This window comes from Flavobacterium sp. ACN6 (assembly GCF_002304005.1).
GTDB lineage: Bacteria > Bacteroidota > Bacteroidia > Flavobacteriales > Flavobacteriaceae > Flavobacterium.
This window is the reverse complement of sequence record NZ_MRCQ01000017.1, coordinates 45549-68753: the sequence shown is the minus strand read 5'-3', so window position 1 is coordinate 68753 and position 23205 is coordinate 45549. Positions and strand designations below refer to the sequence as shown.

General features: G+C 32.0%; 23 protein-coding genes. 12 read left to right on the top strand and 11 right to left on the bottom strand.

Features of this window, described 5'->3' with window-relative positions:
- The first annotated feature begins 100 nt into the window (after positions 1 to 100).
- The gene (locus BSF42_RS20330; RefSeq protein ID WP_095954928.1) at positions 101 to 1159 is read left to right on the top strand and encodes an AraC family transcriptional regulator; all 1059 of its coding nucleotides are present in this window, start codon (positions 101 to 103) and stop codon (positions 1157 to 1159) included.
- A gap of 113 nt (positions 1160 to 1272) precedes the next feature.
- Positions 1273 to 3513 carry an outer membrane beta-barrel family protein gene (locus BSF42_RS20325; protein WP_095954927.1) on the top strand — a complete coding sequence of 747 codons (2241 nt, stop codon included), beginning with the start codon at positions 1273 to 1275 and terminating at the stop codon, positions 3511 to 3513.
- Positions 3514 to 3923: 410 nt separating this feature from the next.
- Here the strand turns inward: BSF42_RS20325 and BSF42_RS20320 are convergent, their stop codons facing one another.
- The 5 genes from BSF42_RS20320 to BSF42_RS20295 all read right to left on the bottom strand — a co-directional run bounded on the left by BSF42_RS20320 (position 3924) and on the right by BSF42_RS20295 (position 8686).
- Positions 3924 to 6092, bottom strand: coding sequence for a peptidase domain-containing ABC transporter (locus BSF42_RS20320; RefSeq protein ID WP_095954926.1), 2169 nt, complete (start codon positions 6090 to 6092; stop codon positions 3924 to 3926).
- Positions 6093 to 6113: 21 nt separating this feature from the next.
- Positions 6114 to 6932, bottom strand: coding sequence for a DUF6625 family protein (locus BSF42_RS20315; protein WP_141248489.1), 819 nt, complete (start codon positions 6930 to 6932; stop codon positions 6114 to 6116).
- 27 nt (positions 6933 to 6959) lie between these two features.
- Positions 6960 to 7475, bottom strand: a complete 516-nt coding sequence (locus tag BSF42_RS20310; RefSeq protein ID WP_095954924.1) for a peroxiredoxin — start codon at positions 7473 to 7475, stop codon at positions 6960 to 6962.
- Between the two features lie 19 nt (positions 7476 to 7494).
- A complete protein-coding gene (locus BSF42_RS20305) occupies positions 7495 to 8124 on the bottom strand; it encodes a hypothetical protein (protein WP_095954923.1) in 630 nt (209 codons plus the stop codon).
- A 346-nt stretch (positions 8125 to 8470) separates the two neighbouring features.
- Positions 8471 to 8686, bottom strand: a complete 216-nt coding sequence (locus tag BSF42_RS20295) for a hypothetical protein (RefSeq protein ID WP_141248488.1) — start codon at positions 8684 to 8686, stop codon at positions 8471 to 8473.
- Positions 8687 to 8851: 165 nt separating this feature from the next.
- Here BSF42_RS20295 and BSF42_RS20290 point away from each other — a divergent pair, with 165 nt between their 5' ends.
- Complete coding sequence (locus BSF42_RS20290) at positions 8852 to 9166, top strand: helix-turn-helix transcriptional regulator (RefSeq protein WP_172426731.1); 315 nt, start codon at positions 8852 to 8854, stop codon at positions 9164 to 9166.
- 72 nt (positions 9167 to 9238) lie between these two features.
- On the opposite strand, the gene BSF42_RS20285 is transcribed toward BSF42_RS20290, so the two are convergent.
- Both BSF42_RS20285 and BSF42_RS20280 read right to left on the bottom strand, forming a co-directional pair.
- Positions 9239 to 10498, bottom strand: coding sequence for an aspartate kinase (locus BSF42_RS20285; protein ID WP_095954919.1), 1260 nt, complete (start codon positions 10496 to 10498; stop codon positions 9239 to 9241).
- 202 nt (positions 10499 to 10700) lie between these two features.
- On the bottom strand, positions 10701 to 11186 hold the full coding sequence (locus tag BSF42_RS20280) for a GNAT family N-acetyltransferase (protein ID WP_095954918.1): 486 nt from the start codon (positions 11184 to 11186) through the stop codon (positions 10701 to 10703).
- Positions 11187 to 11449: 263 nt separating this feature from the next.
- Here BSF42_RS20280 and fbp point away from each other — a divergent pair, with 263 nt between their 5' ends.
- Positions 11450 to 12457, top strand: a complete 1008-nt coding sequence (gene fbp, locus BSF42_RS20275; protein WP_095954917.1) for a class 1 fructose-bisphosphatase — start codon at positions 11450 to 11452, stop codon at positions 12455 to 12457.
- Positions 12458 to 12586: 129 nt separating this feature from the next.
- Here fbp and BSF42_RS20270 read toward each other — a convergent pair whose 3' ends face one another.
- Positions 12587 to 13018 carry a TerB family tellurite resistance protein gene (locus tag BSF42_RS20270; RefSeq protein WP_095954916.1) on the bottom strand — a complete coding sequence of 144 codons (432 nt, stop codon included), beginning with the start codon at positions 13016 to 13018 and terminating at the stop codon, positions 12587 to 12589.
- Positions 13019 to 13185: 167 nt separating this feature from the next.
- Between BSF42_RS20270 and BSF42_RS20265 the strand changes: the two genes are divergently transcribed.
- The 5 genes from BSF42_RS20265 to BSF42_RS20245 all read left to right on the top strand — a co-directional run bounded on the left by BSF42_RS20265 (position 13186) and on the right by BSF42_RS20245 (position 16570).
- The gene (locus tag BSF42_RS20265; protein WP_095954915.1) at positions 13186 to 13779 is read left to right on the top strand and encodes a HupE/UreJ family protein; all 594 of its coding nucleotides are present in this window, start codon (positions 13186 to 13188) and stop codon (positions 13777 to 13779) included.
- Positions 13780 to 13784: 5 nt separating this feature from the next.
- The gene (locus tag BSF42_RS20260; RefSeq protein ID WP_095954914.1) at positions 13785 to 14216 is read left to right on the top strand and encodes a dCMP deaminase family protein; all 432 of its coding nucleotides are present in this window, start codon (positions 13785 to 13787) and stop codon (positions 14214 to 14216) included.
- Positions 14216 to 15793 carry a S41 family peptidase gene (locus tag BSF42_RS20255; protein WP_095954913.1) on the top strand — a complete coding sequence of 526 codons (1578 nt, stop codon included), beginning with the start codon at positions 14216 to 14218 and terminating at the stop codon, positions 15791 to 15793. The genes BSF42_RS20260 and BSF42_RS20255 overlap by 1 nt, the downstream gene beginning before the upstream one ends.
- Positions 15794 to 15809: 16 nt before the next feature.
- Positions 15810 to 16175: a nuclear transport factor 2 family protein gene (locus tag BSF42_RS20250; protein WP_095954912.1), complete on the top strand. Its 366-nt coding sequence runs from the start codon at positions 15810 to 15812 to the stop codon at positions 16173 to 16175.
- 77 nt (positions 16176 to 16252) lie between these two features.
- Positions 16253 to 16570, top strand: coding sequence for a hypothetical protein (locus BSF42_RS20245; protein ID WP_095954911.1), 318 nt, complete (start codon positions 16253 to 16255; stop codon positions 16568 to 16570).
- 99 nt (positions 16571 to 16669) lie between these two features.
- On the opposite strand, the gene BSF42_RS20240 is transcribed toward BSF42_RS20245, so the two are convergent.
- From BSF42_RS20240 to BSF42_RS20230, 3 genes are all read right to left on the bottom strand, one after another.
- A complete protein-coding gene (locus BSF42_RS20240; protein WP_095954960.1) occupies positions 16670 to 17275 on the bottom strand; it encodes an FAD-dependent oxidoreductase in 606 nt (201 codons plus the stop codon).
- 1 nt (position 17276) lies between these two features.
- On the bottom strand, positions 17277 to 17480 hold the full coding sequence (locus BSF42_RS20235) for a hypothetical protein (protein WP_095954910.1): 204 nt from the start codon (positions 17478 to 17480) through the stop codon (positions 17277 to 17279).
- A 108-nt stretch (positions 17481 to 17588) separates the two neighbouring features.
- Complete coding sequence (locus tag BSF42_RS20230; RefSeq protein WP_095954909.1) at positions 17589 to 18167, bottom strand: MarC family protein; 579 nt, start codon at positions 18165 to 18167, stop codon at positions 17589 to 17591.
- A gap of 307 nt (positions 18168 to 18474) precedes the next feature.
- On the opposite strand from BSF42_RS20230, the gene BSF42_RS20225 reads away from it, so the two are divergent.
- The 3 genes from BSF42_RS20225 to BSF42_RS20215 all read left to right on the top strand — a co-directional run bounded on the left by BSF42_RS20225 (position 18475) and on the right by BSF42_RS20215 (position 23014).
- Positions 18475 to 19044 (top strand): DUF3109 family protein, encoded by a 570-nt coding sequence (locus tag BSF42_RS20225; protein WP_095954908.1) that lies wholly within the window; start codon positions 18475 to 18477, stop codon positions 19042 to 19044.
- 334 nt (positions 19045 to 19378) lie between these two features.
- Entirely contained in the window at positions 19379 to 20356 is a 978-nt protein-coding gene (locus tag BSF42_RS20220) for a ribonucleotide-diphosphate reductase subunit beta (protein WP_095954907.1), read from the top strand.
- 264 nt (positions 20357 to 20620) lie between these two features.
- Positions 20621 to 23014, top strand: coding sequence for a ribonucleoside-diphosphate reductase subunit alpha (locus BSF42_RS20215; protein WP_095954906.1), 2394 nt, complete (start codon positions 20621 to 20623; stop codon positions 23012 to 23014).
- The last annotated feature ends 191 nt before the right edge of the window (positions 23015 to 23205 follow it).

Sequence of the window (23205 nt, the reverse complement as noted above, 5' to 3'; positions counted from 1 at the left end):
ATAATATGAATTGAGAGCTTGTGTGTTTTAATTTAAAATAAAGGCAGTATCATAAATCAATCTTTTTTTTAGCTTTGTCTGGATATAACGAATTTAAATTATGGATACGGGTAAAGAACTTTTATTCTTTTTTAGTGCTTTAGGATCTTTCAACGGAATTATTCTTGGTGTGTATTTTTTCTTTTTTACCAAGAAAAAATACCTGACCAATTATTTTCTTGGAGCACTTTTGTTTGCTTTAAGTATCCGTATCGGAAAATCTGTATTTGTTTATTTTCATCCCGAACTTCCCAAAATGTATCTTCAGTTTGGGCTTACGGCTTGTTTCTTTATCGGGCCATTTTTGTATTATTTTATCAAATCTGCAGTTCAAGAAGTGCAGATAATGCCTAAATCATGGAAATTTATTCTAGCATTTTGGGGAACATTAATCGTTGCTGTTGGCATTTTATATCCGTACGAAGTGTATCCGAAACTGTGGGGCGTCTATTTTATAAGAATTATTTATTGTCAATGGTTTGTTTATATTGCTTTTGCTGGTTTTGAACTTCGTGGCGTTTTGAAAAAAATCCTCAGCCGAAAAGAAAAAACAACTCCAGCTGAAATGTGGTTCGGAATGCTTTTTTTAGGTAATTTTCTTTTGTTTCTATTTTATTTTCTATCCATTTTGGGAGCACCAGGTGCTACCTATATAAGTGGAGCGGTTGTTTTTTCATTTATTTTATATTTAGGAATTTCGATCCTTTTGTACCGAAAAAAAACAGACGATTTGTTTTTATTGAATGGAAAGACTTCGAATAAAAAAATAGAATCAGCAGATGCAATAATGTGGTCAGAAAAATTGGAGAACGCTATGTTTGAAAAAAGTTTATATAAAAATCCGAACCTGACTCTTCAAGATTTATCTCAAGAAATTAATATTTCAAGCCATCAATTATCGCAGTTTCTGAATACTAATTTAGGAAAGAATTTTACTAGTTATGTAAATGAATTCAGAATTAACGAAGCGTGTAAAATTATCACTTCTTCAGATAAATTAACTTTAGAAGCCGTTGGTTATGATGTTGGATTTAATTCTAAATCAACCTTTTTCGCAGCATTCAAAAAACATAAAGGAACAACGCCGCTTAACTATCAGCTTCAGGCTTTACAATCTTAATTGGGTATCAATTTATAAATTCGTACTCCTGATTTCGCTTTTTGCAATCTCATTTATTGATTTTCAGATGACTTTTGTTTTAAATAAAAGTCAAACTGCTAATTGTTAAATTTATGAGATTTCTAAAATTGGTTATCCTTTATGTTTTTATTCTGATTTTTTCATCAATAGAAATAAAAGCGCAACGCATAAAAAAAGTCACAGATAAAAGTTATTATAGTGATGACGTGCTCTTAGGAAAATTATTAAAGTTTCCTCAAGACACTGTAATTAAAGAGAAAGAGCAAAATGAGTTAAACGAAGTAATTATTAAAAGGCAGTCATCATTACTAAAATATGGCGCAAACGGAACAATTGATGTCAATGTTACGGGAACTGTCCTAGCCACAAGCAGTTCTGTGAATGAATTATTGAGCCGAGTTCCAAATGTTGTGGTTGCCGACGGACAAATCAGCGTACTAGGAAAAGGCGAAGCCATTATTTATTTAAATGGAATATTGATTAATTACGAACGTTTTGCTGCAATTCCGGTTTCCCAAATTTCAAAAATTGAAGTCGTTTCAAATCCATCTTCAAAATATGATGCCGAGGGAAAGGCAGTTATCAATATTATCACCAAGCAAAATATCGAAAACGGAATATTGGGAACAGCAAGCCAGCAGGTTACAGTTTCAGAATTTGCAGGCACAAGTACCAATACACTTCTTGATTTTAATTATACAAAAGGTAAATTCTCTTTTATAACCAATTACGGACTGCAATTGGGAAAAGGTCGTGAATTGTTATACACAACTAGAACGCGTCCAAATCCGGATGAATATATGAGATCAGAACTTACAACAGACTGGAAACGTCAGTTTAATAATTATTCTAATTTCGGATTTGGACTGCAGTATACTTTTTCTGATAGAAATTATATTTCGCTGGCATACAGTGGTAATATCGAAGATTTAGGCGGCGTTGTAGAAAGCAGAAATGCAATAAAAAACAACTCTGAAAATAGTTTTTATGCTACAGATATTGCTAAGAATGATGTTTTATTAAATCAATTCTTTAATTTAAATTACAATGCCATAACCGATGCAAAAGGTTCTTCGTTATTTATTGGAACACAATTTTCAAATTATAACGGGAAAATAAAAGATTTTATACACGAAAATGGTTTGGTTGATGAGATCAATTCACAAAAATATCTCAAGAATAATGTTGGAAATACTATCGATATAATTGCTGCCCAAGCTGATTATTCCAGAAAAATTAATGAAAATACTAAACTTGAAACCGGAGCCAAGTTTAGCAATGCGACTATAAAATCTAATACCGCTTTTTTGACTTCTGATGAAAAGGATGCAGGTTTTGAATTGAATGATCAACTTTCAAGCGATTTTAAATATCAGGAAAGCATAAGTGCAGCTTATGTTAATTACGGAAGTTCGATTGGCGAAAAGTTTGATTTCTCGGTTGGTGCTCGAGGCGAATGGACAAATTATGACTTATACACAACTGCAAACGGAATTCAGAAATTTAAGAAAAGTTACGGGAATGTTTTTCCAAATGTACTTTTAAATATGGCTTTTTCAGATGATTTAAAAGGACACGCTTCTTATGTTTCCCGAATTACAAGACCTCGATATCAGGCACTAAACCCGTATGTTATTTATCAAGATCCGTTTACGACGATAGAAGGAAATCCTAATTTGCTGCCAGAAAAAATTCATGCTTTTGAAATTGGTGCGATGTATAAAAAATTTGATTTTAAAATAGGATATACCTATAAAACAGATCCTATTTCTGGTGCGGCTTTGAGAGGTGACACGCCGAATAGTTATATTTTAAGATCGTTGAATTTAGAAAAAGAACATACTTTTTTTACTTCACTCTCAAAATCCTTTACAGCCAAATGGTGGAATTCGACAAATACGGTAAGTATGAATTTGACTAAAGCTATTGATAATTTTTATGAATACGAATTAGGTCCAATCACACCGCAGCTCTATCTTTATTCGAATAATACATTTACGATTCCGAATGTTTTCAAGATTCAATTATTGGCTTGGTATTTAGGCAATAAAAGTTATGGCTTACGAACAGATAATAGCCGTTCGACGGTGACATTAGGTGTTGAAAGAAACTTTTTTAAAGATGCGCTAAAATTGAATTTTACAGCAAACGACATCTTTCACGATTTTATGGTTTCAGGCGATTACGAAGTCGGTCAAACCGAGATTTACTACCATCGAACTTACACCACAAATTACTTTAAATTAATAGCCACATATAATTTCGGGAATTCAAAAAAGACAACTTATAAAAAAGCTGAAATTGAACAGGCAGAGAATAATAGGGCGAGGTAAATTACCTGATGGATTGTGATAAAATACAAAGAGTTAAGAATTATTTTTTTGCAACATATAAAATAATAAAACATTCCATATTAAGAGAAGTGAAAGTAAGAATCTAATCCAAATTTCATCAATTTGAATTAATTTTCCGTTAGCAAAAAACAATAATGATGCAGCAATATTAAAACAAACAATGAATAATTTTGTATATGGTTTTTTCATAATTAGAATTTAAAAGAGTTACGGTTAAAGTCTGAAAATAAAATTTCTTTTAGAGTTTCTTTTTCAAAAATAGCATTGTAATTTTTTTGGTTGTAATACGTATTTGGTAAAAGAAAAGGACTTTGTTTTTTTATTGTATTGATATTCTATGCGATTATTATAACAAGAGTAAAGAAAATTAGGCTAGTATTATTCATAGTTTATTGTTTTAGATTAAATTGTTCGCTCCAATACTCACTATAAAAATTACTCGTTTCCATCAATTTTTTATGATTACCAGATCTAAGAATAGTTTTATTCTCTAGTATATAAATCATATCTGCAATATTTCTTAACTTATTTAAACGATGGGAAATAAAAAACACAGCACAATCTTCTTTAATTTTTTGAAGTAATTTAATGGTAAAATTTTCTGTGTTACGATCCATTGCAGATGTCGCTTCATCCATAATTAAAAATTGAGGTTTTTTATACAAAGCTCTTGCTAATGCAATAATTTGCTTTTGTCCGCCGCTCAAATTAATTCCTTCCTCGCCAAGAATTGTCAGCATTCCTTGAGGTAATTGGTCAAAATAAAATTCGAAACCATATTCTCGAATAAAAGCCAGCATGTTTTCAAGTGTTTCAGACGATCCTAATAAAATATTATCAAGCACATTTCCGTTAAATATTGCTATTTCCTGAGGAACGACCCCTAATAAATCCCTATAACTTTTTAAACCTATTTCAGGGAGTTTGTATTTATTGTTTATGATTATACTTCCGTTCTCAAATTGATAAAAACGTTTTAATATTTGACCTAAAGTACTTTTTCCGCTACCACTTTCGCCTACAATTGCAATAAATTTCCCTTTTTCAATTTCTATATTGATATCGTGAAATAAAACACTTCGACCAGCAAATCTAAAAGAGAGATTTTGAATGGATATTTTATTTATTTCAAATATTTCGAGACCTTCTTCATTTTCTTTTTCGATAGATGCAAATTCATACATTCTACTAAAAGCAATTTTAGCTTCGTTTATTGGAATTGAAATTAATGCGAGATTAGCAATTGAAGGTAGTAGGGTGCTTACAATTCCTAAAACAGCCATTAATTCTCCAATTTTAATTTCATTATTGAAAACCTGAATTGAGGCATAAATGAGAACTCCGATTAAAAATATAACACTTGCAAAACCTGATTGCCATGATAGAGAGATATTTATTTTCCCTAAATTGAATATTTTTTCCTGAAAACCAGAAAAAATATTCTGATTAAGTTTATCAAAAACAGATTGTTTGTTGTTGTTTTTTATTGTTGAAATACCTTGAATCGTATTGATAAAATTACTTTCAGTCAAGGCATAGTTTTGCATTACATCAAGTTGTGATTGTATTATGCTTTTATTGTTTCTGTAAATTATATAAAAATAAATAGGTAAGCTTAGTAACGAAATTATTCCTAACTCCCATGAGTAACTAAATAAAAACACTAAAGAAATAAGTGCAACTAATGTATCAATAACCAATGAACTGGATAAAGTTTTGATAACATTTTGTATTCGTTGTGTGTCATTTAATCGTGCTATTAATTCGCCTATTTTTCTTGTGTTGAAAAAAAGTTTAGGCAACTGTAATAATGAAGAAAAAAAGGTATTATTTATTCTGTTATTAAAATCTTTAGATTGTTGAATTAAAAAGTGTTGTCTTAAAATTGATAGTCCAACTCTGGCAAAAAGCAAAATGGATAATAAAGCGATTCCAGAAACTAATTTTTTTATATTGTTTGAAGGTAATATATCGTCAATTAATTTTTGAGAAAAGATAGACATTGCCATTCCCAGTCCGGCAACAAAAACACCAATAATGGTAGAAAAGAGTAATAGTTTAAAATCATCTCTGAGTAAGTTTATAAAATATTTTTTCTTAGTTTTTTCTATTTCTTTTTCGGCTACAAATTTTGAATTTGGAGACAGAAATAAACAATTTTTGGATTGCCAGAATTTATCAAGATGTGTTTCGGATACATATTTTACTCCTTTAGCAGGATCTCCAATTATAAAACCTTGTTGCTTATTGTATCCATAACAAATTACATAATGGTCATAATTATTTTTTGTTTTGATTTGTAAGATAGCAGGTTCTCCATGTTCTTTTATGATGTCTATCGAAATATTAAATCCGTCGGCATCAAAACCCAGTTTGTTGGCTACTTCGTACAAACCTAACATAGTTGTTCCTTGTGAGGTTGTGCCACTTAATTCTCTATGTTTCTCAAGGGAATAATTGCCTTTGTAAAATTTAATTATTGATAACAAACAAGCAACTCCACAATCTGACCTGTCGAGTTGTAATGTATGTGTGTTTTTTATATGTTTTGAAATCATTGATGAAGCAATTATAAAAGACTATATTTTATCTTTAACAATATCGTTTGGTGTAAAATAGAAAATGTTTGGAATTGGATTTAGAGGAACATGATCTTTGCAAACATTCTTCAGCCGAATCAAATTGTAATACATTCCTTCAAATTCATCTTTATACAATATAACTCCATTGTCCCATTTTACATCTCCGGGAAGACCTTCCACAATTATGAAATCGAAAAAAGCTTTTATTTTCCCTTCTTTTGCTGCTTGTTTTACAACCCAAGTCATACTCTGTATGCGGTCAGGAAAGTCAAATATAGAAGCGCCGTTTTGAAGTTCATAAAATAAAAAGTTGCACTCGTCAAAACAAAAATGCTCAGGTCTGCTAAAGACCATTTTATAATCTATGCTTTGCATAAACAAAGTATTTGTTAATTCTATGTTTCTATACAAACAAAATGTACCTGTTATAAAATCATGCCGACTACTTACAACATCATATTCTAAAAGTAGTTCTTCGGTCATGAATTCTCGTATATTACCATAAACCATATCAATATCTCCGTGACCCCAAAAAGCATAATCTTTTAATAAGTTTGAGAAAATAAAACCATACGCTGGTTTGAAATCACATAGTTTGTATGGGTATTCGAGATTGACAGAAAAGCCAAGTTTTTCTGAAGCTAAGTTGCGAATGTCATCTGGGGTTTTATAGACAATTTTTACATTCTCAGGCTTATCTGCAATAGGATTGAGATTATTTGTTATGATTATGAAGTCTACACTAGGATTGTAAGCACATGAATGTATAAAATATGGAAAATACCAAGGATACTCACCATACCAACAAGTAAGCATCGCAATAGAAGTTGTTTTTGTCATTGTTTATTTTATTTTTTGTAATAAATAATCAATTTTTACCTGACCTTTTATTTTTTCGATTAATTGTTTTTGACTGTTGTAAATTAAAATTGTAGGTAAAGCAGTAACGTCGAATTTAGTGCCGAAACTAGCTTGCTTATCACAGAGAAAATGAATGTTATCATATTTTAATAATTGATAATGTTGAGCAAAATTTTTAATCTTTTCTGGCTGTTCAATTGATATAAATATCAATTTTATATTTTCAAATTTCTCAATGTTCTTCTGTATTATTTCGGTTTCTGAATTACAAAACTCACATTCAGTATTAAAATATAGGAATATCGTAGCTGCGTTTTCCTTTAAATTTCGATTTTTGAATAAAACTCCATTAATATCCTGAAATGAAAATTCAGGTATTATTTTGATGTTTTTTGCAACTTCATTTTTTTGATTTATTCTAAAAATTATTTTAGTTATTAGAAAGGATAAAAGAATCAAAACAGTTAGGGACAAAAATATTTTTAACGGCTTTTTCATTTTTCTTCTTTTTTAAAAATTAACTGTAATTAAGAGTGAAAAACATTACTGTTGCAACCCATAAGAATAAAACTGGAATATAACTTGAGCGAACTATTTTTAACCCATAGTCAGTGTTTGTTTGAGTTAATTTGCCAATTTGGAATGCTAAAAAAATAATATATGAAAGCTCAAACAAATTGAGAATCTGAAAAGGGTAAATGAACCAGCTTTCTAAATTTTTATAACCCACAATATTTAATGCAGATAGAGGATAAAAATTCTGAATATCTAACAATGAATAATTGGTTTGAAAAAATAAAAACCAAATAGTTTTAATTATGGGTACTAATAAAAAAATGAATTCTGCATTGATAACAATGCAACATATCTTGCTATATTTTAAATCTTTACTACTTAGAAATAAACCAATATAAAGTATTAAAGTAATAATTGAAGTTTTAAGTAAAATTATTATGGGAATAAAAAAATAAGTTAGCCAATGCCATTTATTCTGAAATTCAAAATAGTTGTTTAATTCTTTTAAAGTTAGATAATCAGAAAGAAAGTAACGCAGTAATCCGTTAACATTTAATAGATTGTTTGTTATTTCTGAAATTAATGTAAATGCTAGGGATATTATTAAATATTTTAAAAATAGGTTTTTCATCTATGAATGCACTAAGTCAAATGTGGAAATTTCTTTTATTTAATTAAGCCATATTTAGTAAGTCAAAATTTATTATTTATTTTTATTTAATTCATTTATATATCCTATAAAAATTGCTATAGAGGATAGAAACGGAGCGATTGAATATTTAAAATTCGAAAATTTAATATCATTAAAATCTTCCTTTTTAAATAACCAACTTAAAGTTAGACCTAGGTAAAATAGTGCTATAATGAGTAATAGCAACAAGATGTTTTTTCTTATTTTCATAATTTAGGGTATGAGATTTAAAGTTTTTAATTACAATTGTAACTAAAAACTTTAAATCATTAATGAATAATCTTTTTTAGCGACAACTTGCTCCCCATTGTGCTGAAGCATAAATAAAGCCAACTGCTCCAATTCCTGCGCCAACAACGGAAGCACCACCTGCTACTAGTCCAGCAAATCCTATTACTAAACCGACTGATGCCCCTGCACAGCTTGTCAAAAAGCCACTTCCAGCCATAACATTTTCCATTTCTTCTAAAGTTAATTTGCCTTCAATGTTAGCAAGGCTCATTTTCGTTGTTTTTAATTTTTGCATGATTTGTTAATTTATGTTTATAATGCAAACAAAATTAGAATGAAAATGAAAAACCTCTTAGTCAAAAATTGACTATTAAAAATCGAAATTCGCATAATTGTAAAATAATTCTTATATTTATATTTGTTTGAAATGATGTTTATGAATATAACTATAGGAAATAGGTTAAAAAAATTGCGTTTGTCTAAAAATTGGTCGCAGGAACAAGTAGCAGATTATTTGCACATTTCTCAATCTACGTATGCAAGAATGGAAAGAGGAGAAGGAAGCTCATGGGCAAATTACATTAAGAAGATATGTGATCTCTATAATATTATACCAGAACAACTGTTTAAAGAAGAAGATGCTTTAGTAGTGGATGAGACATCTCAAGATATAGAAGAGTTGTTTGATGATCGTTTAAAGGAGTTAAAAAAAATTGCAAAATATCTTAAACAGAGGAGGGATAACAAATAAAAAAGGCTCCACAATTAGGTGAAGCCTTTCTGAAATATATTTGAATTGAAATAATTACCTGATTATAAAGAATTAATTTAGTTCTTTAGTCACAATCTGCATCGTTTCACGGCTAACTTGTTTCAATAAAACTTCTTTGTTTGTTTCAACCGTTTGAGCGGCTTCTTCTGTAAAGTGACGAATGGTATATAAAGTCACATTTTCGCTGTATTCTACTTTAAATTTTTTAGAAAGAATGGCATTCAATTCTGGGAAATTTCCAAATTTATCTTCCACACAAACTGAAAAACTAATCGCAGAGTTTTGAATTAAGTTTACTTTGATTTTGAATTCGTGGAATAATCCAAAAATCTCACTTATGTTTTCTTCCATAATGAAAGAGAAATCAATAGAGGAGAGAGAAATTAAAAGTTGTTCTCTTTTTACGATAAAACATGGATATTGCGGTTCAAGATCAACGCCTTTAGAAACACAAGTTCCTTTCAATAACGGATTGATAAAAGATTTTACGTACAATGGAATTTCTTTTTTCTGTAACGGCTGTAAAGTTTTTGGGTGAATAACCGTTGCGCCATAAAATGCTAATTCGATTGCTTCACGATACGAAATTTGGTTTAACAAACTTGCATTTTCAAAATAACGCGGGTCTGCATTCATAACTCCAGGAACATCTTTCCAAATTGTTACGCTTTCTGCGTTTAAACAATAAGCAAAAATTCCCGCAGTATAATCAGAACCTTCACGACCTAAAGTTGTAGTGAAATTGTTCTCATCGGCACCCAAGAATCCTTGTGTAATATTTAATGTTTTTCTTGGAACATTTTTACTAATAAGCTGCTGCGTCGTTTCCCAATCTACTTCTGCATCTCTGTAGTTTGCATTTGTTTTGATGAAATTACGAACGTCAAGCCATTGCGTCTGAATTCCCATGAAATTCATGAAATAGCTTAGAATATTCGTCGAAATCAATTCTCCAAAACTTACTACTTGGTCATAAACGAAGTTGTAATTTGGTGATTTATTATGTGATAAAAAATATTCCAGTTCTGCAAATTGTGCATTTACCGCTGCAAAAACCTCATGATTTTCATCTTCAAATAAATCTAATAATATTTGATTGTGGTATTTTTTAATTTCTTGTACCGAAGAATTTAATTCTGCCGATTTTTCAAAATAATTTTTGATTACAACTTCAAGAGCATTTGTAGTTTTTCCCATCGCCGAAACCACCAAAATCACATCTTCATAACCCACTTTCTGTAAAACGTCATATACGTTTTTAATTCCATCTGCATCTTTTACAGATGCGCCACCAAATTTAAATACTCTCATTTTTAATTTTAGATTTTTTAATTTTAGATTTCAGATTCAAGTCGAAACCTAATATTTTTTAATTTTTTTGCCACGAATTATTTCAATTAAAAGGATTTAAATCTTTTCTGGTTCGCCGCTAATTTCAAAAATTGACACGAATTAATTAGTGAAAATTCGTGAAATTCGTGGCAAAAACCTTTTAATCTGTGGCACACTACTTTTATAATTTTTCTAAGAACGAATTAATTCCCGCTTCATCCATTTGAACAACCCTCCATTCTTCTAGGATTTTTGCGCCAGAATTCTCGTAAAATTTTACTGCCGGAGTATTCCAGTCCAAAACATTCCATTCTACTCTTCGTACATTGTCTCTTTTTCCCTGCTTCATGATTTCGGCATAAAGTGCAGAACCCAAACCAGTGCCGCGCATCTTTTCTTTTACAATTAAATCTTCAAGATGTATTGTCTTTCCTTTCCAGGTCGAATAGCGGTAATAGTATAAAGCAATTCCAACAATTTCTTTTTGCTGATCGTTTTCAATCTCTGCCACAAAAACATGAAATAATGGATTTTCGCCAAAACCGTCATGTATTAAATCCTCTTCTGTAATTACAACCGCTTCAGGCTCTTTTTCGAATATTGCCAGCTCCTGAATTAATCCCAACACCGATTTCATGTCCTCAGGATTTCCTTTTCTAATATTCATAATTGGTAAACGTTATTTTTTTGTCCTTTATAGTATTGCTTTTTCCTAATGCAGCATTTGTTTTCACAAAGGCATACATGAGGCAATTTCTTGTATTCGTATTTTTATCTGCATATTATCAAAGAAAACAAAGCTTTGATTGTTGCTTTATGTAAAATTTTAGCAAATATACAATAGTAGCAAACTAACAAAATAATTTTTAAATCATTCTCACAAAATAAGCGATATTTGTGACTTAAAATTAAAACTATAACGATTTAGCAATGGAAGAACGCAATAAAACACTGGGAGAGTTTATTATTGAGAACCAAAAAGCATTTCAGTATTCGTCGGGGGAGCTTTCCCGAATTATCAACTCTATTAGATTGGCTGCAAAGGTTGTCAATCACAAAGTAAATCAAGCAGGTTTAGTGGATATTATCGGCGCCGCAGGCGAGCAGAATATTCAAGGAGAAGACCAGCAAAAATTAGATGTCTATGCAAACGAAGTATTTATCCAGACGTTAATAAACCGTGAGATTGTCTGTGGTATTGCTTCTGAAGAAAACGACGAATTTATTACAGTTAAGGGGAGCGACAACTGTCATAATAATAAGTACGTGATCTTAATGGATCCGCTTGACGGATCTTCAAACATTGATGTAAATGTTTCGGTAGGAACTATTTTTTCTGTTTTCAGAAGAGTAACTCCAATTGGAACTCCGGTAACAAGCGAGGATTTTTTACAACCGGGAATCAATCAAGTTGCAGCAGGCTATGTAATTTATGGAACTTCGACTATGTTGGTTTACACAACTGGTTATGGTGTAAATGGTTTTACACTAAATCCGGCGATTGGTACATTTTACCTTTCACATCCAAATATGCAGTTTCCAAAAGACGGACATATTTATTCGGTGAACGAGGGAAATTATGTTCATTTTCCGCAGGGAGTAAAAAATTATATTAAATATTGTCAGAGAGAAGAAGGCGACAGACCTTATACCTCTAGATATATAGGAAGCTTAGTTGCCGATTTTCATCGAAATATGATTAAAGGCGGTGTCTATATTTATCCAACAAGTTCAAAAGCACCAAAAGGAAAATTACGTTTGTTGTACGAATGTAATCCAATGGCGTTTCTTGCAGAACAAGCAGGAGGAAAAGCAACAGACGGCTTTGGAAGAATTATGGAAATCCAGCCAACTGAATTACACCAAAGAGTTCCTTTTTTCTGCGGAAGCTATAATATGGTAGAAAAAGCAGAGGAGTTTATGGGGGCTGTTTTATAGTATTCAGTCTCAGTCTCAGTTTTCAGTTTTATACTGAGATTAAAAAATAAAACCCGATACGTTTATAAAACGGTCGGGTTATTTTTTGAAGTTCCACTGTCACTGCAAACTGCGACTGTAAACTGAATACTATTTATTCATATTCTCCATTTCGAAAAGGAAAGTATCTAAGTCTACTTTTTTATCCACTAAAGACAATGCTTTTCTCACGATATAATTTACGTTTCCTGGAGTAAATCCTAATGCTAATCCCATACGAGTTAACATAATTTCCTGCTGGTCTCCTAAATGATGGTCTACGTGAACCATTCTTGCTAAATCATATAAACGCTCTAAACGTTGTGTATATAAATAAGGTGGGTTTATTGGGTGTTTCCAAGGGTCAGCAAGAATCTCTTTGTATTCGTCTTCTGAAATTTGTAATGTAGAAGCAAGTTTGTCCAAAAACTCTTGTTCTTCTTTGCTTATTTTTCCGTCTGCAAAAGCAACACGCACAATTGCAGAGAAATGACCTCTGTTTCTTTGTTTGAATTCGTTATCAAATAATTCTGAAAATGGCATAATTAAATCGGTTTTTATTAAACAAATATAGCCTATTTTTAAATTATTGATTTTAAATTTCTCATAAAATTTAACTTTTTTTATTGCAGGATTTAGAGGCTTAAATCTTTAATTTTGAAAATTAATCGTAAGTTTACAACCCCTAATTATTTAATTATACAACACCTATGTCACAATTTTGGATTTATTTTCAAATAGGATTAAAACACGTTTTAGATATTAACGCTTACGATCACGTTCTTTTTTTAATCGCCCTAACTGTTCCGTATTTATTTAAAGACTGGAAAAGAATTTTTGTTTTAGTTTCCATATTTACAATCGGTCATACATTGGCTTTAATTTTATCGGTTTTCGGAGTAATTAAAATGAATGTAAATCTTGTAGAATTTCTTATCCCGATTACAATTTTGATTACGGCTCTTTATCATCTGTTTACAGCGGGAAAGAATTCAAAAAATGATGGAGCAAATTTGGTGTTTTTTATAACTTTATTCTTTGGTATTATTCATGGTTTAGGCTTCTCTAATTATTTCAAAACAATATTAGGCGGGTCTGCAACCTCAAAATTATTACCTTTGGGAGAGTTTGCCTTAGGAATTGAAGCTGCACAGCTTGTAGTAGTTTTTGTTGTATTGGTAATTTCATACATAGTGCAGACGGTTTTTCGTTTTTCAAAACGCGATTGGGCACTTGTAATGTCGGCTTTCATTATCGGAGTTGTAATTCCGATGATCATTGAAAGTCCAATTTGGAACAGATAAAATAAATGGAAGTAAAAAAATTAAATAAATACGATAAAGCCTATTTGCGAATCGCTAAAGAATGGAGCCTTTTATCATATTGCAAACGAAAACAAGTTGGAGCTATCATTGTAAAAGACAGAATGATTATTTCTGATGGTTACAACGGAACACCATCTGGATTTGAAAATTGCTGTGAAGACGAAGACGGATTAACGCGCTGGGATGTATTACATGCCGAAGCAAATGCGATTTTAAAAGTAGCAAGATCAACACAGTCATGTGAAGGTGCAACCTTATATATAACGCTTTCACCTTGCAAAGAATGCAGTAAATTAATACACCAATCGGGAATTAGGAGAGTGGTGTACAAAGATGGATATCGTGATGATTCTGGAATTCAATTTTTAATAAAAGCAGGTATCGAAGTCGAACATATTCCTGTTTTAGAAGAGTAATGAAATTTAATCCAAAATATTTGCCAATAGTAATCGGAGCGGCTTTTGCTCTGGGAACGGTCGCAGGAAGCTTTATGAATGCTCCTGCGGATGATCAGCTCTTGGCTAAAAATTACTCTAAAACCAAACTTAATAAACTAATTGATTTCATCAATAACGAATATGTTGACAGCATCAATACAGATTCGATTGTAAATCTTACAGTCGATAATATTCTTTCCAAATTAGATCCACATTCTGTTTATATTCCGCCAAGCGAACAGGCAGAAGTTGCTGAAAGTATGAAAGGTGATTTTGTTGGAATTGGAATCAATTTTTATATGTATAAAGATTCGGTTGCGATTATAAAACCAATTGAAAACGGACCTTCAGCGAAAGCTGGATTAAAATCTGGAGATCGAATTTTGTTTGCTGGAAAAACTAAACTATATGGAAGAAAATTACCTTCGGATAGTTTATTTTCGAAACTAAAAGGTTTGCAGGGTTCAGAAATCGAATTGACGGTTTTTAGAAAATCGGAACAAAAGAAATTAAAGTTTAAAGTAAAACGAGATATAATTCCAATTAAGAGTGTTGATGCTTCTTTAATGATTGGAAATAATATTGGTTATATTAAAATAAACCGTTTTGCTGAAACTACTTTTAATGAATTTAAAACAGGCTTAACAAGATTAAAACAAAAAGGAATTCAATCGCTTGTGATCGATCTTCGTGATAATGGAGGCGGGTACATGGAAGAAGCTATTGCAATTGCCGATGAATTTTTAAAAGACAAACAGTTAATTGTTTTTACCAAAAGTAAAAATGGTTCAACCGAAAAAACATATGCGACAAAAGCAGGCAGTTTTGAAACTGGAAAAGTTTATGTTTTAATTAATGAAAACAGCGCTTCTGCAAGTGAAATTTTGGCTGGAGCTATCCAAGATAGTGATCGAGGCACAATTGTAGGACGACGCTCTTTTGGAAAAGGTTTGGTGCAGCGTGAAATGGATTTTAATGACGGATCTGCGGTAAGGTTAACAGTTGCACGTTATTACACACCAACGGGAAGATCTATTCAGAAACCTTATAAAAAAGGAAACGATGAATATTTCAAAGAATCAGAATCTAGAATTGCTACAGGAGAATTGTACGCAAGAGACAGTATAAAAGTAGCCGATTCTTTAAAATTCAAAACCCCAAAAGGTAAAATTGTTTACGGTGGCGGCGGAATAGTTCCTGATGTTTTTGTTCCGATGGAAGCAGAGCATGGAAATGAAAATGTGGCTTATCTATTGCAAACCGGAATTGTAGGACATTTTGTTTTTGAAGAATTAGATAAAAATAGAAATGCTTTTGCAGGTCTTAGTTTTGCTGATTTTTTAAATAAAATGAAAACCTCGGATGTCTATTTTAAAAAATTCAAAAACTATATTTTGATGACGGGCTTGGATTTAAAATTAGACAAAACCAAACCACTTGTAAATCGTTACATTACTGCCGAATTTGCAAGACAATTATATGGAGAATTGTATTATTATGATGTGATCTTGAAAGATGACGCCATGATTAAAACAATTTTGAACCCGAAGAAATAACTTCAAATTTTATATCATGAAAATAGAAACCGTTATTAATGCAGAAATTGAACTTTTAACTGCTATTAAAAATTCGGATGTTTCGACTTTAGAAACAATTCTGCACGATGATTTATTGTTCAATCTCCAAGATGGACAAACTATAACTAAAGAATTTGATTTGAATACCTATCGATCAGGAAAGCTTAAAATAGATTCCATTGAAGCTTCAGATCAAATTGTAAATATAATTGATGAAACGGCTGTTGTCGCTGTTACAGTTTCATTAAAAGGAAGTTATGATGACAATCCAGTAAACGGCGTTTTTAAATATATCAGAGTTTGGAAACAGTTTGAAAATAACTTAAAAGTAATTGCAGGAAGCTGTGTACAGCTGGCATAAATTTTGAAAAGAAATTTAATAATATCGTAAAGCAAAATTCGGTAAACATCACGTCCTTTACAGTTAAAACTCAAAATATGAAAAATTTAAAAAGAATAAGTTTTCTGGTAGTCTTAATGGCTTTTGTAATCTCTTGTAAAACTATGAAAAACGATACTAACGGTGCGGTTTCAGGAAAAGTAGAATCGATAGAATCTGGCAAAGACGGTTACACTGCAAAAATAACTACAGATACTAAAGAAGTGTATTTTGCAATAATCAGCATTGTAAACGTAGGCGGACCTCAAAACTACAAACAATTAAAGATTGGCGATGTCGTTTCTGTAAAAGGAGAAAAATGGAAAACCGAAGAAGAAAATCATATTAAAGTAACACAAATCGTTTCGGTTAAATAAAACGATAAACCATGTAAGTTATATAAGTTCATTTAATTTATGCGCAAAGCATTAATTCACTTATATAACTTATATGGTTTAATTAATTTAGGAATATTTTTATCGAATACTGTCGTGCGAATGAGTCTGTACGCCGTTATTCCATAAAGTTAGAATATCTGTAGCTACAGCAGCACCGCTTCCCGCAGCAATTGCTAATTGGCTTCTCCAGCCGGCTAAAGTTCCAATTACATAAATGCCTTCAGCAACTTTATGATCGTCATTTTTAAGCTGAATACGCTGCTTTTCTGGGAGTGCTTTTTTATGAGGTTCAACATATTGCATTAGACCTTCAATATCAAAAGTGTTCGCAGAACCAATTCCAACAACGATATTTTGTGTTTTATAAGAATTTTTGTTGGTAACTACAGTAAATTCAGGATAACTGCCTTCAATACGAATTACTTTTTCATTCGGAATTTGAGTTATATGCGGATAAGTTATCGCCAAATCCTGTGTGCTTTCAGTCAGCAGTTCAGAGCCTAATTTGCCTGGAGTTACACCATAAGCATTATAGAAGACTGCCTCTTGTAAAGAAGAATTTTTCTGATGAGTAAAAATCCCGATTTTTTTGTCAGTAACAAAAGTTTTGTTTTTTGCGGATCCTAAGACTAGAGCACAAGACATTCCTGATACTCCTCCGCCAATAATTAAAACGTCAAACATATTATCTGTTGTCATTCATTTTTTCCTCAATTCTTTTTGAAATTCTAAAAATCAAAAGAATCAGAACAGCGCAAAATGAAGCGGCGATTCCAATAAAAGCTACAATACTGTCTCCTTGAAAAGGATTTTTAAAGTCTAATAGCGTAATATTAAAAACAATTAGAGCTAATGCTAAAAGCACTAAGATTGAAGTGAAAATTTTCATATGATTGTTTTTGTTTTGTCTAAAATAATAAAGTAGAACTTAATAAGGTAAAAGTGCCCTTAAGTCGTGTTTAGAATATTTTACGCGGTAAATTTATAAAAATAAAATTTAGACGAACAAACCTTTAACATTAGCGGCGAATAATTTAACAGCAATCGCTAAAAGTATTACACCAAACGTCTTACGAACTACTCCAAGTCCGTTTTCTCCTAACAAAGTTTCAATCTTTTTAGATGATTTCAAAACGACATATACTAAAATGATATTTAATAAAATTGCTATTATTATATTAATAGTATGAAATTGAGATCTTAACGAAAGTAAAGTTGTCATAGTTCCAGCTCCAGCGATAAGCGGAAAAGCAAGAGGAACGATAGAAGCAGAACCCGGTTCCTCATCTCGGTAAATTCTAATTCCTAAAATCATTTCCAATGCCAGAAAGAATAAGACAAAAGAACCTGCAACAGCAAAGGAGTGTACGTCGATTCCAATTAAGTTCAATAAACCTTCTCCAACAAAAAGAAAAACGATCATAATGGCTCCGGCAACTATAGAAGCTTTTTCAGATTCGATATGTCCAACTTTTGCTCTCAAATTGACAATAATCGGAATTGAACCTACAATATCAATTACGGCAAAAAGCACCATGCTTACTGTGACGATTTCTTTAAAGTCGATTTCTAACATATCACTTTGATTTTAAGGGTTTAAAAACTGCTGCAAAAGTAGATAATAAAGTTAGGTGTTTTTTCGACACGATGTATTTTTGTTATAAAAATATGGTTTACTGGTTAAAAAAGTGATATTTGTAACAAATAAGGATTTTGTTGCAAAGATTCGCAAAGATTTACGCAAAGGTTCGCGAAGAAAAATTAGATAAAACTTTGCGAACCTTTGCATAAATCCCTGCGTGCTTTGCGGTTAATATTTTAGAGTGTTTTATCTGCTTTCTTTGTCTATCTTTGCACTTTATAAATTAGAGTATTTTAATATCATGTTTCAGTTAGGGAAAACTATTATTTCAGAAGATATTCTGGAAAAAGAATTTGTGTGCAACTTGTCAGCTTGTAAAGGGGCTTGTTGTGTTGATGGAGATGCGGGTGCGCCTTTGAATGAGGCTGAAACGAAAATCTTAGAAGAAATTTATCCAAAAGTAAAACCCTTTTTACGAAAGGAAGGAATTGCAGCAATCGAAGCGCAGGGAACTTGGGTAACCGGAACCGATGGTGATCTTGAAACGCCGCTTATCGATAACAAAGATTGTGCTTACGTAATTTTTGATGGAAAAACCGCTCTTTGCGGTATTGAACAAGCTTATAATCAAGGAATAGTGCAGTGGAAAAAACCAGTTTCTTGTCATTTATATCCAATTCGCGTAAAAGACTTCACGGAATTTGCAGCTGTAAATTATGACAAATGGGATATTTGCGATGATGCCTGTTCTTTGGGAAAAGAATTGGAAGTTCCAGTTTATAAATTTGTCAAAGAAGCGCTGATCAGACGTTTTGGCGAAGACTGGTATTTGGAACTTGAAAAAGTTGCTGAAGAGCATAAAAATTCTTAAAAACCCTTCTATTTTAATAGTCATTTTGACTATATATTTTAACTCAAAAAAATAAAATTTTAACTCAAAAAAATCTTTTTAAAGTTCTCTAAAATTTCTTGCTTTTAATATTTAAAAGTCTATATTTTACAGGGCTTCAAGGTACAATAGTTGATTTTAAGTACTTCATTTACAATAAATTAATTATTGTATGAAAAATGTCTTAAAAATTTAACGTTGTTAAAAACTACGTCAAATTGTGAATAAGTTTGGCTTTCATTTTTGACGTTAATTGACAATCTTTGTAGTCTACTGAAACAGTAAAAAATCAATAAAAAAATTAACAGAATCTGTCATGTCACAAATCGAACCAATATTACAAGAAAATAAAAACCGCTTCGTTATTTTTCCGATTAAACATCATGATATTTGGGAATGGTACAAGAAGATGGAAGCAAGTTTTTGGACTGCTGAAGAAATCGATCTACACCAAGATTTGACAGACTGGAATAATAAATTGAATGACGACGAAAGATATTTCATTAAACATATTTTAGCATTCTTTGCAGCTTCTGACGGAATCGTAAATGAAAACCTTGCTGAAAACTTCGTAAATGAAGTGCAATATGCTGAAGCGAAATTTTTCTACGGATTTCAAATCATGATGGAGAATATTCATAGTGAGACTTATTCTTTATTGATTGATACTTATGTTAAAGATGAAGCTGAAAAAGCAGAGTTGTTTAACGCTTTGGAAGTTTTTCCTGCAATTAAGAAAAAAGCAGACTGGGCTTTAAAATGGATCGAATCTGATTCGTTTGCTGAAAGACTTATCGCTTTTGCTGCTGTTGAAGGAATCTTTTTCTCAGGTGCTTTTTGTTCTATTTATTGGTTGAAAAAACGTGGTTTAATGCCAGGTTTGACTTTTTCTAATGAATTGATTTCTCGTGACGAAGGCGTACATTGTGATTTTGCAGTTCACCTTCACAATCACCACTTGATTAACAAAGTACCAAAAGACAGAATTAAAGAAATTATTGTTGATGCATTAGATATCGAAAGACAGTTTGTAACAGAATCTCTTCCGGTAAGTTTAATAGGTATGAATGCTGTTTTAATGACGCAGTATTTAGAGTTTGTTGCCGATAGACTTTTGGTTGAATTAGGATGCGAGCGTGTTTACGGATCAGCGAATCCATTCGATTTCATGGACATGATTTCTCTTCAAGGAAAAACCAATTTCTTTGAAAAACGTGTTGCCGAGTATCAAAAATCTGGTGTGATGAACACAGACAGCGATGCTCAGAAAATTTCATTTGATGCAGATTTTTAGACAACAAAAATAATTTTAGCATCTACTCTTCTTAGGGGTGCTGAAAAAGATTAACAGAATATTTTTTAGGTTGAATCTCTTTCCCAAATCGCAGATTCAATAACAATTTTTGATGTATTTAAATTCGATTTTCGAATTTGAAACGAGTAACTATTGAGAATTCGGTAATTCTCAAAAAAATAATTTAAAAACACGCAATGTTTAAGTGCTGGAACCCGTTTTCTAGTGTCTTTCATTTTTTCAATAACTAAATTTAGTAAGCTTATGTATGTAGTAAAAAGAGATGGCCACAGAGAGCCCGTAATGTTTGATAAGATTACAGAAAGAATCAAAAAATTGTGCTACGGCTTGAATGAGCTTGTAGATCCGGTAAAGGTAGCGATGAGAGTTATCGAAGGATTGTATGACGGAGTTTCTACTTCTGAATTGGATAATCTTGCGGCAGAAACTGCAGCTTCTATGACTATTGCTCACCCGGATTATGCACAATTGGCAGCTCGTGTCGCAATTTCAAATCTACATTCGAATACAAAAAAATCTTTCTCAGAAACGATGAAAGATATGTATCACTACGTTAATCCAAGAAACGGTCAAGACGCACCGCTAGTTGCTGATGACGTATACAAAGTGATTCAGGAAAATGCTGCTTTTTTAGATTCTCATATCATTTACACAAGAGATTTTAATTACGATTACTTTGGTTTTAAAACCTTAGAGCGTTCTTACCTTCTTAAAATCAACGGCAAAATCGTAGAAAGACCACAACATATGTTGATGCGTGTTTCTGTTGGTATTCACTTAGACGATTTAAAATCGGTAATTGAAACTTACGATTTAATGTCTAAAAAGTTCTTTACACATGCAACGCCAACGTTGTTTAATGCTGGAACTCCAAAACCTCAAATGTCTTCTTGTTTCCTTTTGGCAATGCAGGATGATAGTATTGATGGTATTTACGATACTTTAAAACAAACGGCAAAAATTTCGCAGTCAGCGGGAGGAATCGGTCTTTCTATTCATAACGTTCGTGCAACAGGATCTTACATTCGTGGTACAAACGGAACTTCAAACGGAATCGTGCCAATGTTGAGAGTATTCAACGATACAGCGCGTTATGTAGATCAAGGTGGTGGAAAACGTAAAGGAAGTTTTGCGATTTACATCGAAACTTGGCATGCTGATATCTTCGATTTCTTAGATTTAAAGAAAAACACAGGAAAAGAAGAAATGCGTGCGAGAGATTTATTCTTCGCAATGTGGACTTCAGATTTATTCATGAAACGTGTTCAGGAAGATACAACTTGGACTTTAATGTGTCCTAACGAATGTCCTGGACTATATGATGTTTACGGGGATGAATTCGAAGCATTATACACAGATTACGAATTTAGAGGAAAAGGAAGAAAAACAATACGCGCTCGTGAATTATGGGAGAAAATCCTAGAATCTCAAATCGAGACTGGAACGCCGTACATGTTGTACAAAGATGCGGCAAACCGTAAATCGAACCACAAGAATTTAGGAACAATTCGTTCTTCAAACTTGTGTACAGAGATTATGGAGTTTACATCTAAAGATGAAATTGCAGTTTGTAACTTAGCTTCTATTTCGTTGCCAATGTTCATTGAAAACGGAAAATTCGATCACGAAGCACTTTACAATGTTACAAAACGTGTAACCCGTAATTTGAACAAAGTAATCGACAGAAACTATTATCCAGTCAAAGAAGCTGAAAACTCTAACTTACGCCACCGTCCAGTTGGATTGGGTGTTCAAGGTTTAGCCGATGCTTTCATTATGCTGCGTATGCCATTTACAAGTGATGAAGCTAAAAAATTAAACCAAGAAATTTTCGAAACATTATACTTCGCTGCTGTAACCGCTTCTATGGAAATGGCAAAAGAAGAAGGACCATATTCAACTTTCGCAGGTTCGCCAATGTCTCAAGGAGAATTCCAATACAACATGTGGGGAATGAAAGATGAAGAATTATCTGGTCGTTGGGACTGGGCTTCATTAAGAAAAGAAGTTGTAGAACACGGAGTTCGTAACTCATTATTAGTTGCACCAATGCCAACTGCTTCGACTTCACAAATCTTAGGAAACAACGAAGCTTTCGAACCATATACATCAAACATTTACACACGTCGTGTATTGTCTGGAGAATTCATCGTAGTAAACAAACACTTACTTCATGATTTAGTAGACAGAGGTTTATGGAACGAAGATTTGAAACAAGAAATCATGCGTCATAACGGATCTGTTCAAAATATTGATGTGATTCCAGCAGACTTAAAAGAATTATACAAAACCGTTTGGGAAATGTCGATGAAAGATATTATTGATATGTCTCGCCAAAGAGGATATTTCATTGACCAATCGCAATCGTTGAACTTGTTTATGCAAGATGCAAACTATTCTAAACTTACGTCAATGCACTTCTACGCTTGGCAGTCAGGTTTAAAAACTGGAATGTATTACTTAAGAACGAAATCTGCAGTTGATGCGATTAAATTCACATTAAACAACGATAAAAAAGAAGAAACAGCACCAGCTTTAGCTGCAGAAACAGAAGAAATCAATATTGACGAATATAAAGCAATGTTGTTAAAAGCGCAAGCTGCAGGTCCTGAGGATTGTGAGATGTGTGGTTCTTAATTTTCTTTTAGAAGAAAGATAATAGAATAAAGAGGAAAGATTTTTATTCTTGTGTTTATAGAAAAGCAGTTATTGTAATGATAGCTGCTTTTTTTTTGGAGCTATTTCCCGCTTTTCGTTGCAATCTTTTTTATTTTTAAAGAAAAAATAAAAAAGGATTTCCACTTCAATCGGGGCTAGGAATTTAGGTC